We start from the raw sequence: 15,761 nt of genomic DNA on the forward strand, positions 1-15,761 counted from the left end.
CGGACGGTAGTCTTGGCCCCCGACATGAGTGACTCACTGTTTCCCGACCTGTTCGCCGCGTTCCAGCCGGACGAATCGCCGCGCGCGCGCTCCGACGAGGCGCGTCCCGAGCGTCGCGCGTCGGCCCGGACGGTGACCGAGGAACACCTGCTGGAGGGGCTCAACCCGCCTCAGCGGGAGGCGGTGCTGCACGCGGGCTCACCTGTCCTCGTGGTGGCCGGCGCAGGGTCGGGCAAGACCAGGGTGTTGACGCGGCGCATCGCCCATCTGGTGTCTCAGCGAGACGTCCATCCCGGCGCCATCCTGGCGATCACCTTCACCAACAAGGCGGCGGCAGAGATGCGCGAACGTGTGGTGGATCTGGTGGGCAACCGGGCAAAACTGATGTGGGTCTCCACCTTCCACTCGGCCTGCGTCCGGATCCTGCGCCAGGAGATCGACCGCTTCGGGATCACCAAGAGCTTCTCGATCTACGACGACACGGACTCCAAGCGGCTGATGTCGCTGGTATGCCGGGACCAGGAGATCGACCCCAAGCGCTACCCCGTGCGTGCGGTGATGAACGCCGTGAGCACCTTCAAGAACGAACTCATCGATTTCGAGCGCGCGGCGCGGGAGGCGGTCTCCCCGCCGCAGAAGGTGTATGCGGCCGCCTACGCCGATTACCAGTCGCGCCTCGTGGCCGCCAATGCCCTGGACTTTGACGACCTGATCATGACGGCCGTGCACCTGTTCCAGGCGTTCCCGGACGTGCGCGAGAAGTACCGCCGCAGGTTCCGGCACGTCCTGGTCGACGAGTACCAGGACACCAACCATGCGCAGTACGCGCTGGTGCGGGAGCTGTGCGCCGGCGACGTCGGGGGGGTCCTGGCCGGCTCGCCCCTGGTGGAGCCCGCAGAGTTGATGGTGGTGGGGGACTCGGATCAGTCCATCTACGCGTTCCGTGGCGCCACCATCCGCAACATCCTGGACTTCGAGCACGACTTCCCGGGCGCCCGCACCGTGGTGCTGGACCAGAACTACCGTTCCACGCAGAACGTCCTGACGGCCGCCAATGCCGTGATCTCCCGCAACGAGGGCCGCCGGGAGAAGCAGCTCTGGTCCACCCTGGGTGAAGGTGAACTGGTGGTGGGCTGGGTGGCCGACAGCGAGACCGACGAGGCGCAGTTCGTCGCGGACGAGATCGACAGGCTGAGCGACGCGGGTCTCTCCCAGTACGGCGACACGGCGATCTTCTACCGCACCAACGCGCAGTCCCGCGCGTTCGAGGAGGTGTTCATCCGCGTCGGCATGCCGTACAAGGTGGTGGGGGGCGTGCGCTTCTACGAGCGTCGCGAGATCCGCGACGCCATCTCCTACCTGAGGGCACTGGTGAACCCGGCCGACGACGTGTCCGTGCGGCGGATCCTCAACGTGCCCAGGCGCGGCATCGGTGACCGTGCGGTGGCCGCCGTCGGGACGCTGGCGACGGGGGAGCGGATCGGCTTCTTCGACGCCCTGCAGCGGGCGGCCGAGGCGCCGGGCCTCGCCTCGCGCTCAGTGAAGCAGATCCAGAGTTTCGTGGACCTCATGAACCTGCATCGGGCCATGGTGGCCCAGGGCAGACCGGCCGACGAGGTGCTCACGTCGATCCTCAAGGAGTCCGGTTACCTGCCCGAACTGGAGGCGTCCACGGACCCGCAGGACACCACGCGCATCGAGAACCTCATCGAGCTGGTGTCCGTGGCGGCCGAATTCGTCGCGGCGGCCAACACCATCGACCTGGACGACGACGCCGTCGAGTCCGGTCTCGTGGCAGGCATGCCGGAGCCGGACGACTCGCTGCCCGCCTTCCTGGAGCGCATCGCGCTGGTGGCGGACTCGGACCAGGTGCCGGACCACGAGGACGGCAAGGGTGTGGTCACGCTGATGACGCTGCACACCGCCAAGGGCCTGGAGTTCGACACGGTGTTCCTCACGGGCATGGAGGAGGGCATGTTCCCCCACATGAGGGCGTTGACCGACCCGTCCGAGTTGGAGGAGGAGCGGCGCCTGGCCTACGTGGGCATCACCCGGGCGAGGAAGAGGCTCTATCTGAGCCGCTCGCAGGTGCGCGTCATCTTCGGCTCTCCGCAGTACAACCCGCCGTCGCGGTTCTTCGACGAGGTCCCCGCTCACGTGCTCGACTGGCGTCGGACCGCCGCCGCGACCACGACGTGGGCGAGCTCGGCCGCCACGCGCAACCGTCAGACGACGGCGTCGATGCAGAGCTTCGGCTCGGGCAGTGGGGCAGTGCGGACCGTCATGAGCGTGGCCGCCGACGACCGGGTGCTGCACGCCAGCTTCGGCCTGGGCACCGTGATCGCCGTGCACGGCGCAGGGGAGGCCACCAAGGTGGACGTGGACTTCGGTTCCGCCGGGACGAAGAGGCTCAGCCTCAAGCACGCCCCGATGGAGAAGCTGTAGGCCTCAGCCGACGCCGAGGGAGCGCAGGAAGCTCATCGGGTTGGAGGCCGAGTACACGTCTCCGGGGGTCACGCCCGGCTTGTAGTACTCGAGGTGCAGGTGCGCGCCGAACGAGCGGCCCGTGGTGCCTACGTAGCCGATGAGCTGGCCGGGACGCACGGTCTGGCCAGCTCTCACAGCCTTCCGGCTCATGTGGGCGTACAGGGTGGAGCCACCGTTGCTGTGCTGGATGACGACGTTGATGCCCGCCCAGCCGCCGGCGGTGGGGCTGAGCACGACACCGGAGGCGACGGCGTAGATGGGGGTACCGACGGGGGCCGGGAAGTCCTGGCCGGTGTGGTAGCGCGACCAGCTTCCGGTGGCGCCGAAGCCGGCCCCGACGCGGTAGTTGGACTTGACGGGCATCGAGCCGCCCTTGCTGGTCAGGTTCGTCACGTCCTCCGACGTGAGCTTTGCCTTGGCGGCTCCAGCAGCCGCTGCGGCTGCGGCGGCCTTCTTGGCCTCCTCCAGGCGGCGGGCGGCCTCTTCGGCTTCCTTCTTGAGCTTGGCGCTCTGGGCGGCGACCAGCTGCATGTCCTCATCCATGAGGCGCTGGCGCTCTGTCGAGTTGGTCATCCACTCGGCCTGGGTGGCGGACTCGACAGAGGCGCCGAGCTGAGCTGCGCGCGCCTTGGCGTTCTCGTCGGCGACGGCTTCGCTGAGGTTGGAGCGGACGGCTGAGCGGCTGACCTCCTGCGAGCGGTCGGCGAACCCCATCGCGGCTGCCGAGGCGGCCGCGGCCGGTACTGCAGCATCCATGGACTCGCCGGCGGCGTCGACGTCCCCGCCGCGCGAGGTGAAGGCGAAGGCGAACAGCGCGCCCACGGACAGGGTTGCGGCGACGCCCAGCGCGACGATGCGCCGGCTGAAGGCGAAGCTGCGGGGGGAGGTGGAGCGACGGGCGGGGTGGGCATCGATCTCGACGACGTCGTCGATGAGTTCTGCCGCGCGGCGGGCGTGTGCCGCTGTGGTGTCGTCGTTCACCTGGCTCCTCGTGCCTGAATTGCTCCCCTGAAGGCTTCCGAGTCGAAACCTTAACAGTTCTCAGGAATCTCTCAAAATCGGGGTCGGAGTGGTCCGCCGGGCACTTCCCCTCCTCTCATCCGCCAGATAGTCTGGCGGCGTTTGAACGACCCAACCGAAGGACCACCGTGGATCTCCTCGAGTATCAAGCGCGCGACCTGTTCGAACGCTACGGCGTGCCCGTCCTGCCGGGGCGCACCGCCACCACCCCCGAGGAGGCCGTGGCCGCCTACGCCGAGCTGGGATCGGACCTCGTGGTGGTCAAGGCGCAGGTGCGGACAGGAGGCCGCGGCAAGGCCGGCGGGGTGAAACTGGCCCGCGGCGCGGACGCCGTAGCCAGGACGGCCGGCGAAATCCTCGGTCTGGACATCAAGGGACACACCGTGGACACCGTGATGCTCAGCCCCGGCGCGGACATCGCCGAGGAGTTCTACTTCTCCATCCTGCTGGACCGAGCCTCCGGCGGGTTCCTCGCGATGTGCAGCATCGAGGGCGGCATGGACATCGAGACGCTGGCGGTGGAGCGTCCCGAGGCCTTGGTGAAGATGGAACTGGACCCCGTCCAGGGGATCTCGTCGGCGGTGGCTCAGCGGATCGTCTCGGAGGCGGGCTTCCTTCCTGAGGACCACGCCCCAGTCTCGGAAGTCCTGATGCTGCTGTGGCGTGTGTTCAAGGAAGCCGACGCCACCCTCGTGGAGATCAATCCACTCGTCAGGACCGGCGACGGGCGCATCATCGCGCTGGACGCCAAGGTCACCCTGGACAGCAATGCGGACTTCCGGCATCCGGAGCGCGCGCAGTACGAGGAGAGCACAGGGGACGTGGATCTCGAGCGGCAGGCGCGCCTGTTGGACCTCAACTACGTCAAGCTCGACGGCAGCGTCGGCGTCATCGGCAACGGTGCCGGCCTCGTGATGAGCAGCCTCGACGTCGTCGCCGCGGCCGGCGAGGAACTGCCAGGCGCCCCGCGCCCCGCGAACTTCCTCGACATCGGAGGCGGTGCATCGGCCACCGTCATGGCCAACGGCCTGCGCATCATCATGAGCGACCCGCAGGTCAAGAGCGTCTTCGTCAACATCTTCGGTGGCATCACGGCGTGCAGCGACGTGGCCAACGGCATCGTGCACGCCCTGGACATGCTGGGCGACGAAGCCCGCCTGCCCATCGTGGTCCGCCTCGACGGAAACTCGGTGGACGTGGGCAAGGCCATCCTCGCCGAGGCGAATCATCCGTTGATCACCGTCAAGAACACCATGGACGAGGCCGCGCGGGCCGCCGCCCGCTTCGCCGCCGAAGGGAACTGAGGGCCTGATGTCGATCTTCATCAACCACTCGTCGCGCGTCCTGGTGCAGGGCATGACCGGCAAGGAGGGGCGCAAGCACACGCAGCGCATGATCATGTCCGGCACCCGCATCGTCGGTGGCGTGACTCCGGGCAAGGCCGGCGAGGCCGTCCTCTTCGAGGAGGATCCGGTACCGGTGTTCGGGTCCATGGTGGAGGCTGTCGCCGCCACGCACGCGGACGTGTCCGTGGTGTTTGTGCCCCCGCAGTACGCCAAGGCGGCCGTCCTGGAGGCCGTCGAGTCCGAGATCGGCCTCTGTGTCGTGATCACCGAGGGCATCCCCGTTCACGATGCCATCGAGTTCCAGGCGGCGGCCAGGGAGTCCGGCACCCGGATCATCGGCCCCAACTGTCCCGGGCTGATCTCGCCCGGACGGTCCAATGTGGGCATCATCCCCGCCCACATCTCCGGTCCGGGGCGGATCGGGCTGGTGTCGAAGTCCGGCACGCTGACCTATCAGATGATGTACGAACTGCGTGACCACGGGTTCTCCACCGCCGTCGGCATCGGCGGGGACCCCGTGGTCGGCACGCGGCACATCGACGTGCTGCAGGCCTTCGAGGAGGATCCGGAGACGGACCTCATCGTCATGATCGGCGAGATCGGCGGGGACGCCGAGGAGCGCGCGGCCGCCTACATCGCTGACCACATCACCAAGCCGGTGGTGGGGTACGTGGCCGGATTCACGGCGCCCCCCGGCAGGACCATGGGTCACGCGGGCGCCATCATCACCGGCTCGTCCGGCACGGCCGCCGCCAAGAAGGAGGCCATGGAGGCCGCTGGAGTGCTGGTGGGGGAGACGCCCTCACTCACCGCAGCGCTGGCGCGCGACGCCATCGCCCGACTGCGGCACAGCCTGGTCTGACGCGTCCGCCCCGCCGTCAGCCCTGGCTGGCGCGCACCGGGATCCGCAGCGCCAACTCCGCCAGCTGGGAATCGGTGAACCGGTAGGTGTCCGTGATGGTCGCGATGCTGTACGCAACTGTGGGTCCTGCGACGCTGACGATGAGCTGATACGGCACCGGCCGGTCCGCAGTCGCCTGGGTGAGCGCGAAGATCCGCGACGACACCGCCAGGCCCGCCTCACCGGTCCCGGTCACGCCGGGGAGTTCGCTCACTGTGGCGGTGTTGACGCGGTCCTTGCAGGAGGCGATCGCGGTGCCGAGCTTGGCCGCGAAGGCGGAGGCGGCGGCGGCGTCGGCGAAGGTGAAGCGCAGCTCATCGAGGCCGAACGTGCCGGGCGCCTGATCGTCCTGGGTCAGTAGGTAGGTAGCCTGACGACGTTCGGTGGGGCCGGGCTCGGTGGCCAGGGTCATGTTCTCGCACCCCATCCCCGCACTGGTCAGATCCGAAGGCGTGGACGCGGTCCAGCGCCCAGCGCCGGCGCGGATGCGCGGCAGGTCCGCCGGGATGAGCCATCCGAGCGGCTCCACGGGCGGGACCACGGCAGGCGTGGTGGTGGGTGCGGCGGCGCAGGTGGCGCCCTCGAGCTCGCACAGGGTGGCCTGGGGGCGGATCAGCGCCTCGGCCAGCAGATTGGCCTCAACGGCGGTGCTGCGGGCCAGGTCCAGGATCTGGACCGTAGCACCCACCCGGGTCAGCAGCACCGTGTGGAACTGGGCCTGCTCGTTCTCGAAGGCGATGGTGATCTGGAACGCCTCGTCGCCCATCCCCTCGACGGTGCTGGCCCGGGCGATGCGCGCGGGGATCTCGCTGCAGCCGGCGAGGGCTCCGGTCCGGTTGGTGAACACCTGCTGCGCCGCGGCCGGCGAGGCATAGGTCTCGATGCGGTGCAACGCGGCCAGTTGGTCCGCGTCGGAGGTGGCGAGCGTGCGTTGAAGGGAGGAAGTGGGGTTCTGTTCCTCGGCCTCCGTGCTGAGGCACGCCACGCGGCCCTCGTGTTCCGCGGCTTCGGTGCTCGTGTGCGTGATGGCCCACGAGGCCGCGGGGGCGACGCCGGTGAGGTCCTCCCCGGTGAGGAGTTCCTCGACCCCCGCCGCGACCGTCGGGCTCGGGCTCGCCGACGCGCTGGCGCTGGGGGAGGGCGAGGCGCTGGCGGGGTCCGTGGGCTGCGCGCCGCGGGTGATGAAGAAGGCCATGAGACCCACCACTAGGGCCCCGACGAGGCCGCCCAGCAGCCATGTCGTGAGCCCTGTGGGGAGCGGGACCGGTGTGGTGGCCACCGCGGGCCCCTCAGCCTCGACCGGGGTCTGCGAGGACAAGGCGGAGCGACGCGGGGCGGGCCCGGGGCTCTCGGCGAACTCGCCGGCCGAGCGCGGGAAGACCGGGGCGGGGATGGGGGTCTCTCCGAGTGCCGCGGCGCGATCCTCTCCGGAGCCGCGTCGCGGCCGGAAGATGTCGTCGCCTGAGGTATCGTCCATGTCCGGCGGGGGGGAGGTGTCCTCGTCGGAGGGTAGGGCCCTCCGGGGCCGGCGCTGCTCGTCTTCTGACATCGGGTCACCTCCCATCGGTGTTCCACTGCGGGTTTCGTGGGGCCACACTACCGCCGCGGGCAAAGGCGGGCGACGAAGTAGAGGGGGACACGCGCATGGCGAAACGGACGCCGACCCACCGCACGGTCGCGATCGACGTCGACGCCACACAGCCGTCGTCACCCAGGCAGTGGCCCTGGCCGTGGTACGTGCCCGCGGTCCTCGGGCCCGTTGCGGTGCTCCTCGCCGGGTGGCTGGTGCTGAGCGCGCTCGCGGTGCTGGGGTGGCTCACCTCCCCCGACGCGCAGATCGCCGGAGCGCTCGATATCTCGACCAAGGTGCTCGTGTTGGCGCACGGGGCGCCGACCGAGATCGGGGGGATGACCGTCTCCCTGGCCCCCCTCGGCCTCACCGCCGCGCTGGTCTTCCTGGCCCTCCCCGTCGCCTCGCTGGCCGCCAGGCAGGCGGCTCAGGCCCAGGCGCTGCCCGATGACACCGGCCGGATCTGGGCCGATACCGAGGCGATCGTCCTCCGCGTGGGGGGCACCTTCGCCGGTGTGTACGCCTCGGCGGTCATCATCCTCGCCGCGTCGGTCGGCGCCGGCTCATTGCGCGCCGTCGTCGGGGGCCTGGTGGTGGGCACGGTGTCCGGGCTCTGGGGAGCGTCGCGCGGCGTGGGCCACGACCCTTCGGTGGACTGGCCGGAGTGGCTGCGGGCCGTCCCGAAAGCGCTGGGCGGCGCGGTGCTGACGGTGCTCGTCGGCGCGTCCGTGGTCCTGGTCGTGGCACTGGTCCGCGGCCGCGACACCATCACCGCGATCGCCGAGGGCCTCGACGCCGGGCCGGTCGGGATCGTGCTGCTTACGGCCCTGCACCTCCTCTACCTGCCCAACCTCGTGGCGATGGCGGCCTCGTGGATGCTGGGTGCGGGCGTGACCGTCGGCGACGGATCCCTCATCAGTCTCTCCACCACCGACGTCGGGCTCCTGCCGGCCATCCCCGCCTTCGGGCTGGTGCCGGTCGGCTCGGAGGGCTCACCCGTCGCGTTCTGGTGGCTCCTGGTGGGCGTGCTCGCGGGGGCCGTGGCCGCGCTGGCGGTGGCCTGGGCGAGGCCTCGCGCGCGTTTCGATCAGACGGCGCTGGTGGGCGGCCTCTCCGGCGTGACGGCGGGCGCGGCGGTGACCGTCGCGGCTGCCCTCGGCTCGGGGGGCCTGGGGGCGGAGAGACTGGTCGAGGTCGGGGCGCGCGTGGGGGAGCTGGCGATCTTCGCGCCCACCATCCTTGGGCTCTCGGGCATGACGACGGGGTTGATCGTCGGGCTGATCCGACGCCCCCTAGGATGAGCGCGTGACCACCCACGTCGTCGTCCTGCTCTCCGGCTCCGGCACGCTGTGCCAGGCGCTTCTGGACGCCGTCGACGCCGGCGCGGTGGATGCGGAGGTGGTCGCGGTGATCTCGGACCAGCCCGACGCCTACGGCCTGGAGCGGGCCCGTCAGCGCGGCATTCCCGCGCTCGCCCATCCTCTCGCCCGGGGCGCGGACAGGGGTGCGTGGGACGCGGAACTGGCTGAGCTCGTCGGCTCCTTCGACCCGGATCTGGTGGCCTCCGCCGGATTCATGAAGCTGCTCGGCCCGGCGTTCCTGTCACGCTTCGGCGGCCGCACCATCAACACCCACCCGGCCCTCCTGCCCAGCTTCCCCGGCATCCACGGGCCGCGCGACGCGCTGCGGGCCGGTGTCAAGGTCTCCGGGGCCACTGTCATCCTCGTCGACGCCGGGGTGGACACCGGTAGGATCCTGCTGCAGCGCGCGGTCGACGTGCTGCCCGGGGACGATGTGGACTCGCTTCACGAACGCATCAAGGTGGTCGAGCGGCGCCTCCTGGTGGAGGCTGTGGCCGCATGGACGAAGGAGAACCAGTGACCGATCAGATCCCGCTGCGCCGAGCGTTGGTCTCCGTGTACGACAAGACCGGGTTGGTGGACCTGGGTCGTCAGCTTCAGACCGCGGGCCTGGAGATCGTGTCCACAGGCTCCACCGCCCGCACACTGGCGGACGCGGGGGTCGCGGTGACGCCCGTGGAACAGGTCACCGGATTCCCGGAGTGCCTCGACGGCCGCGTCAAGACGCTGCATCCCCACGTGCACGCCGGCATTCTCGCCGATCGACGCCTGGAGACTCACCGCAGCCAGCTCGACGAGCTGGGCGTGGCGCCCTTCGACCTCGTGATCACCAACCTGTACCCCTTCGCCGCGACGGTCGCGTCCGGCGCCTCCGAGGACGAGTGCGTCGAGCAGATCGACATCGGCGGCCCCACCATGGTGCGGGCCGCGGCCAAGAACCACCAGAGCGTCGCGGTGATCACCTCCGCCGAGCAGTACCCGATGCTGCGCGCCGCCCTGGCAGCGGGCGGGTTCACCCTCCAGCAGCGCAAGCAGCTGGCGGCGGCCGCGTTCGTGCACACCGCCACCTACGACGTGGCCGTGGCTTCCTGGATGGGCAACGTGCTGACCGACACCTCCGGCGGCTCGGGCTTCCCGTCCTGGGTGGGCGCCACGTGGCACAAGGTCGCGGACCTGCGTTACGGCGAGAACTCCCACCAGAAGGCGGCGGTCTACCGCAACGGGGACGGCACCGACGGGCTCGCGGACGCCACGCAGCTGCACGGCAAGGAGATGAGCTACAACAATTACGTCGACGCCGACGCCGCGCGCCGCGCGGCCTACGACTTCGCAGACCCCGCCGTCGCCATCATCAAGCACGCCAACCCCTGCGGCATCGCGGTGGGTACGGACGTGGCGGAGGCTCACCGCCTGGCCCACGAGTGCGACCCGGTGTCCGCGTTCGGCGGCGTCATCGCCGCTAACCGGCCGGTGAGCGTGCAGATGGCCAGGCAGGTCGCCGAGGTGTTCACCGAGGTCATCGTCGCGCCCGGCTACGAGGAGGGCGCCGTCGACGTGCTCGCCGCGAAGAAGAACCTGCGCATCCTGCTGGCGCAGGACGCCGACAACTCCGGCATGGGGCTGCGCGAGATCGACGGGGGCCTGCTGCTGCAGCAGGCCGACGCCATCGACGCGCCGGGCGACGCGCCCTCGGCCTGGACGCTCGCCGCGGGGAAACCTGCGGACGAGGCGACCCTGGCCGAGCTCGAGTTCGCGTGGCGGGCCGTGCGCTCCGCCAAGTCCAACGCCATCCTGCTGGCCGCCGGAGGTGCCTCCGTCGGCGTCGGCATGGGCCAGGTCAACCGGGTGGACTCCTGTCACCTGGCCGTCAGCCGGGCCGGTGAGCGGGCCGCGGGGTCGGTGGCGGCCTCCGACGCCTTCTTCCCCTTCGCCGACGGGGTGCAGGTGTTGCTGGACGCGGGAGTGAAGGCCATCGTCCAGCCCGGCGGCTCCGTGCGGGACCAGGAGGTCATCGACGCCGTCGCCGCGGCCGGGGTGACGATGTACTTCACCGGCACCCGCCACTTCTTCCACTGACCACCAGGAGGCCCCAGTGACCGCTCAGAGACTCGACGGTAAGGCCACGGCCGCCGCCATCAAGGCCGAGCTGGCGCAGCGCGTCGCCGTGCTGCGGGGCCGCGGCGTGGTGCCCGGGCTGGCCACGGTGCTGGTGGGCGAGGATCCGGCCAGCCAGAGCTACGTGAAGATGAAGCACCGCGACTGCGAGGAGGTGGGCATCGCCTCCATCCGGGTGCAACTCCCGGCCGACGCCACGGCCGCGCAGCTGGAGGAGGCCATCAGCTCGCTCAACGCCGACGAGGCGGTGACGGGGTACATCGTGCAGCTGCCCATCCCGAAGCATCTGGACGAGAACTGGGCGCTCACCCTCATCGACCCGGACAAGGACGCCGACGGTCTGCATCCCATCAACCTCGGCCGCCTGGTGCTCAACGAGCCGGCCACCCTGCCGTGCACCCCCCGGGGCATCGTCGAACTCCTGCGCAGGCACGGCGTGGAGCTCCGCGGCGCGGAGGTGTGTGTCGTGGGTCGCGGCATCACCGTGGGCCGGCCGCTGGGCCTCATCCTCACCAGACGTAGCGAGAACTCGACGGTGACCCTGTGCCACACCGGCACCAGGGACCTCGCCTCCCACACCCGGGCGGCGGACGTGGTGGTGGCCGCCGCCGGCGTGCCGGGCATGATCACCGCCGACATGATCCGCGAGGGCGCGGTCCTCGTGGATGTGGGCGTCAGCCGGGTCGACGGTCGCACCGTGGGGGACCTCGCGCCCGATGTCTGGGAGAAGGCGTCGTGGGTGACGCCCAATCCTGGCGGGGTCGGCCCCATGACGCGGGCGATGCTGCTCAGCAACGTGGTGGACCGGGCGGAAGCGCTGTATGCCGGATAGGCCGGACAAGCCCGCGGACTCCTACCCGAGCAATCCGTGGCCGTTGCTGGTGGTGCTGTCCGCAGTGAGCGCCGGCGTGGCCTACGCGGCCTTCGGGCACTGGCGCAGGGGGGCTCTGATGATCGGCGGCGCGCTCCTGCTCGGCGCCCTGCTGCGCCTGGCGCTGCCGCGCGGGACGGCCGGGCTTCTCGCCGTGCGTCGGCGATGGATCGACGTGACAGTCATGGCCGCCATCGGCATCGGGATCATCGTGGTGGCGTTCGTCGTGCCACCGTCGTAATGAGCGGCCCGGTTACGATGGTGCCCATGCAGGAGACCGCCACCCTCGAGGACGCCATGCCAGACTCCTTCGAGGGTCCCAGTCCACGCTCGCGCACCATCCTCTTCCTGGAGATGCTGGTCTTCGCCACGCTCAGCCTGATCGCCTCGTTCGTGCTGTCCTACGACGCCATCCTCATCGCGAAGAATCCGGAGGTGGTGCTCAGCTGTTCCATCAACGCCATCTTCGACTGCGTGGCGGTGGGCTCCACCCCGCAGGCCAATGTGTTCGGGTTCCCCAACGCGTTCCTCGGTCTCATCGCCGAGCCGGTCGTGATGACCATCGCGGTCGCGTCCCTGGCGGGCACCCGGTTCCCGCGCTGGTTCATGTTCACCGCCAACGTGGTCTATTTCCTGGGCGTCATCTTCGCCTACTGGCTGCTGTTCCAGTCCACCTTCGTCATCGGCGCGCTGTGCCCCTGGTGCATCCTCGTCACCTTGTCCACCACCTTCGTCTTCACCTCCATGACGCACTGGAACATCCTGGAGGGCAACCTGCTCCTCCCACCTTCGGCGCAGGCGAAGGCGTTGGCTTTCGCGAAGGGCGGCTGGCTGGCGATCACCCTCATGGTGTGGCTCGCAGCCGTCGTGTTCATCGAGATCGCGCACTGGGTGTTCCGCATCATCTGAGTCCCGGCCCCCCCGGCGAGGCGGGTCGCTGCACCGGTAGAGTCAATGCCGTCAGTGGATATTGCACGTCACGAGAGGAAACGAAGTGAGCACTGCTGCTCCCGTCAAGATCGCCGTCACCGGCGCCGCAGGCCAGATCTGTTACAGCCTGTTGTTCCGCATCGCCAGCGGGTCGCTGCTTGGCGACACCCCCATCGAGTTGCGCCTGCTCGAGATCACCCCTGCGCTCAAGGCCCTTGAGGGTGTGGTCATGGAGCTCCAGGACTGCGCGTTCGGCAACCTGGTCAACATCGAGATCGGCGACGATCCCAACAAGGTCTTCGAGGGCGTGAACCTGGCGATGCTCGTGGGCGCCATGCCCCGCAAGGCGGGGATGGAGCGCGGTGACCTGCTGTCGGCCAACGGTGCCATCTTCACGGCCCAGGGGAAGGCGCTCAATTCCGCCGCGGCGGACGACGTCAAGGTCCTCGTCACCGGCAACCCGGCCAACACCAACGCGCTCATCGCGCAGCGCAACGCCCCGGACATCCCCGCCGAGCGCTTCAACGCGCTGACCCGGCTGGACCACAACCGGGCCCTGTCGCAGCTGTCGGCCAAGGTTGGCCGTCCAGTCGATGAGATCACGCACATGACCATCTGGGGCAACCACTCCGCTACGCAGTACCCGGACCTGTTCAACGCCAAGGTCGGCGGCCAGAACGCTGCTGAGCTGGTGGGGGACCAGGAGTGGCTGGAGAACACCTTCATCCCCACTGTCGCGAAGCGCGGAGCGGCGATCATCGAGGCCCGCGGCCTGTCGTCGGCCGCCTCGGCAGCCAACGCCACCGTCGAGCACATGCGCGACTGGGTGCTGGGCACCCCGGAGGGTGACTGGGTGTCCATGGCCGTCCCCTCCGATGGGTCCTACGGTGTCCCCGAGGGCCTCATCTCGTCGTTCCCGTGCACGGTCAAGGACGGCAAGTACGAGATCGTCCAGGGCCTCGAGCTGAACGACTTCTCGCGCGGCAGGATCGACGCCTCGGTCGCCGAGTTGGTCGACGAGCGCAACGCGGTCACCGAACTCGGCCTCATCTGAGTTCAGCCCGGACAGCCGCAGAGGCCCGCCCCATCGTCGGGGCGGGCCTCTGGCGCGTGCGGAGGGGGATCAGTGGTCGATCGCGCCCTCGGCGCCGGCGCCGGTCATGGAGCGGACCTCCATCTCCGCGGCCCGGTCCGCCACCTCCGGTCCGTCGGGCTTGACGACCGAGCCCAGCCAGCCGAGGAAGAAGCCCATCGGAACCGACACGATGGCCGGGCTGTCGATCGGGAACCAGGCGAAGTCGGCGTTCGGGAACATCGACGTGGGCAGGCCGGACACCGCGGGCGAGAACACGATCAGCGTCACTGCCGTGATCAGCCCACCGAAGATCGACCAGACCGCGCCGGCGGTGGAGAACCTCCTCCAGTAGAGGGAGAACAGGATCGAGGGAAGGTTGGCCGAGGCTGCCACCGCGAACGCCAGCGCCACCAGGAACGCCACGTTCTGGCCGTTGGCCACGATGCCGCCCACGATGGCCACCAGTCCGATGGTCACCGATGTGATGCGGGCAACCCGCACCTCCTTGGCGGGGTCGGCCTTGCCGTCCTTGAGCACCGAGTTGTAGATGTCGTGGGCGAAGGACGCGGACGCGGTGATGGTGAGCCCCGCCACGACGGCGAGGATGGTCGCGAAGGCCACCCCCGCGATGACGGCCATCAGCACGGTTCCGCCGAGCTCGTACGCGAGCGCCGGGGCGGCCGCGTTCGCCCCCCCGGGCATCTCCGAGATGGCCTTCGGCCCGACGAGCCACGCGGCCCCGTAGCCCAGCACCATGGTGAACAGGTAGAAGGCGCCGATGAGGCCGATGGCCCAGGTCACCGAGCGGCGGGCCTCGCTTGCAGTGGGGACGGTGTAGAAGCGCATCAGGACGTGTGGGAGGCCCGAGGCGCCCAGCACGAGGGCCAGGCCCATCGAGATGAGTGCCAGGGGATCCTTGTAGCGCTGCATGGGCGCGAGCAGATCGACGGTGGACCCGTCAGCCGCGGACGTCGCGATCGCCTCGCCCAGCAGGGTCGACAGGTTGAATCCGGCGAACGCCAGGACCCAGATGGTCATGGCCCCGGCGCCCAGGATGAGCAGCACCGCCTTGATCATCTGCACCCAGGTGGTGCCCTTCATGCCGCCGATCAGCACGTAGCCGACCATGAGGAGGCCGACGATGGCGATGACGATGTTCTGGCCGAGGGGCGAGGCGATGCCCAGCAGCAGCGACACCAGCGCGCCGGCGCCGGCCATCTGCGCGAGCAGGTAGAAGAACGACACGGCCAGGGTCGAGGTGGCAGCGGCCAGGCGCACCGGCTTCTGCCGCATGCGGAAGCTCAGCACGTCGGCCATCGTGTACTTGCCTGTGTTGCGCAGCGGCTCGGCCACCAGAAGGAGGGCCACCAGCCACGCAACCAGGAAGCCGACGGAGTAGAGCAGGCCGTCGTAGCCGTAGAGGGCCACCGCACCGACGATGCCGAGGAACGAGGCGGCGGACAGGTAGTCACCGGCGATGGCGAAGCCGTTCTGCCGGCCGTCGAACTGGGCGCCTCCGGTGTAGAAGTCGCCCGCCTTCTTCTTTCCGCCGCGGGTCACCCGGATCACCACCGCCATGGTGAACACGACGAACGCGGCGAAGATGGCGATGTTGATGATCGGATTGCCGAGTTGTTGGGTCTCCAGGAGTGTCATCGCGCGCTCGCCTCCAGATCTTCACGAAGTGCCTTGGCCAGGGGGTCCACGTTCTTGACCGAGTGCCGAATGTAGAGCCAGGTGATCAGGAAGGTGCTGACGAACTGGCCGAGGCCGAACAGGATGCCGACGGTGAGGTTGCCGGCCACGCTGGTCATCATCAGGTCCTTGGCGAAGATGGAGCCGAGGACATAGGCGAAGTACCACACCAGGAACACTGCGGTCATCGGGAAGGCGAAGGACCGGAATGTCCGCTTCAGGTGGGCGAACTCCGGCGAGCGCTGGACTCGGTGGAAGTCCTCGGCCGGGATCTCACCGGCTGGGACGTCGGGTGTGCTGTCATGCATGGATGGGCGTCTCCTCTGGTCTGTGCGTCGTTGCATCAGGTTGAGCCACGCGTCGTTGCGCGATCGCAGAGTAACGAGTCAA

14 protein-coding genes are annotated in these 15,761 nt (G+C 69.5%); 10 read left to right on the plus strand and 4 right to left on the minus strand.

Annotation, left to right across the window (positions count from 1 at the left end):
- Positions 1–24: 24 nt before the first annotated feature.
- The gene (gene pcrA / locus ACX1D0_RS01360; RefSeq protein ID WP_459019121.1) at positions 25–2,445 is read left to right on the plus strand and encodes a DNA helicase PcrA; all 2,421 of its coding nucleotides are present in this window, start codon (positions 25–27) and stop codon (positions 2,443–2,445) included.
- 3 nt (positions 2,446–2,448) lie between these two features.
- Here the strand turns inward: pcrA and ACX1D0_RS01365 are convergent, their stop codons facing one another.
- Entirely contained in the window at positions 2,449–3,468 is a 1,020-nt protein-coding gene (locus ACX1D0_RS01365) for a M23 family metallopeptidase (protein WP_459019122.1), read from the minus strand.
- Positions 3,469–3,635: 167 nt separating this feature from the next.
- Here ACX1D0_RS01365 and sucC point away from each other — a divergent pair, with 167 nt between their 5' ends.
- A complete protein-coding gene (sucC, locus tag ACX1D0_RS01370) occupies positions 3,636–4,811 on the plus strand; it encodes an ADP-forming succinate--CoA ligase subunit beta (protein WP_459019123.1) in 1,176 nt (391 codons plus the stop codon).
- Positions 4,812–4,818: 7 nt separating this feature from the next.
- A complete protein-coding gene (gene sucD / locus ACX1D0_RS01375) occupies positions 4,819–5,715 on the plus strand; it encodes a succinate--CoA ligase subunit alpha (RefSeq protein ID WP_459019124.1) in 897 nt (298 codons plus the stop codon).
- A 16-nt stretch (positions 5,716–5,731) separates the two neighbouring features.
- On the opposite strand, the gene ACX1D0_RS01380 is transcribed toward sucD, so the two are convergent.
- Positions 5,732–7,303 (minus strand): hypothetical protein, encoded by a 1,572-nt coding sequence (locus ACX1D0_RS01380; RefSeq protein ID WP_459019125.1) that lies wholly within the window; start codon positions 7,301–7,303, stop codon positions 5,732–5,734.
- 95 nt (positions 7,304–7,398) lie between these two features.
- Between ACX1D0_RS01380 and ACX1D0_RS01385 the strand changes: the two genes are divergently transcribed.
- The 7 genes from ACX1D0_RS01385 to ACX1D0_RS01415 all read left to right on the plus strand — a co-directional run bounded on the left by ACX1D0_RS01385 (position 7,399) and on the right by ACX1D0_RS01415 (position 13,655).
- The gene (locus ACX1D0_RS01385; RefSeq protein WP_459019126.1) at positions 7,399–8,625 is read left to right on the plus strand and encodes a cell division protein PerM; all 1,227 of its coding nucleotides are present in this window, start codon (positions 7,399–7,401) and stop codon (positions 8,623–8,625) included.
- A 4-nt stretch (positions 8,626–8,629) separates the two neighbouring features.
- A complete protein-coding gene (gene purN, locus ACX1D0_RS01390) occupies positions 8,630–9,205 on the plus strand; it encodes a phosphoribosylglycinamide formyltransferase (protein ID WP_459019127.1) in 576 nt (191 codons plus the stop codon).
- Complete coding sequence (gene purH, locus ACX1D0_RS01395) at positions 9,184–10,761, plus strand: bifunctional phosphoribosylaminoimidazolecarboxamide formyltransferase/IMP cyclohydrolase (RefSeq protein WP_459019128.1); 1,578 nt, start codon at positions 9,184–9,186, stop codon at positions 10,759–10,761. The genes purN and purH overlap by 22 nt, the downstream gene beginning before the upstream one ends.
- A 16-nt stretch (positions 10,762–10,777) precedes the next feature.
- Positions 10,778–11,632, plus strand: coding sequence for a bifunctional methylenetetrahydrofolate dehydrogenase/methenyltetrahydrofolate cyclohydrolase (locus ACX1D0_RS01400; protein ID WP_459019129.1), 855 nt, complete (start codon positions 10,778–10,780; stop codon positions 11,630–11,632).
- On the plus strand, positions 11,622–11,912 hold the full coding sequence (locus ACX1D0_RS01405; RefSeq protein WP_459019130.1) for a DUF3017 domain-containing protein: 291 nt from the start codon (positions 11,622–11,624) through the stop codon (positions 11,910–11,912). Before ACX1D0_RS01400 ends, ACX1D0_RS01405 begins: the two co-directional genes overlap by 11 nt.
- 26 nt (positions 11,913–11,938) lie before the next feature.
- A complete protein-coding gene (locus tag ACX1D0_RS01410) occupies positions 11,939–12,580 on the plus strand; it encodes a vitamin K epoxide reductase family protein (RefSeq protein WP_459019131.1) in 642 nt (213 codons plus the stop codon).
- Between the two features lie 85 nt (positions 12,581–12,665).
- Positions 12,666–13,655, plus strand: coding sequence for a malate dehydrogenase (locus ACX1D0_RS01415; RefSeq protein ID WP_459019132.1), 990 nt, complete (start codon positions 12,666–12,668; stop codon positions 13,653–13,655).
- Positions 13,656–13,724: 69 nt separating this feature from the next.
- Here the strand turns inward: ACX1D0_RS01415 and ACX1D0_RS01420 are convergent, their stop codons facing one another.
- Together ACX1D0_RS01420 and ACX1D0_RS01425 are read right to left on the minus strand one after the other, a co-directional pair.
- Positions 13,725–15,332 (minus strand): monocarboxylic acid transporter, encoded by a 1,608-nt coding sequence (locus ACX1D0_RS01420; RefSeq protein WP_459019133.1) that lies wholly within the window; start codon positions 15,330–15,332, stop codon positions 13,725–13,727.
- A complete protein-coding gene (locus ACX1D0_RS01425) occupies positions 15,329–15,679 on the minus strand; it encodes a DUF485 domain-containing protein (RefSeq protein ID WP_459019134.1) in 351 nt (116 codons plus the stop codon). Before ACX1D0_RS01425 ends, ACX1D0_RS01420 begins: the two co-directional genes overlap by 4 nt.
- Between the last annotated feature and the right edge of the window lie 82 nt (positions 15,680–15,761).

The organism is Tessaracoccus pujii, assembly GCF_054483895.1.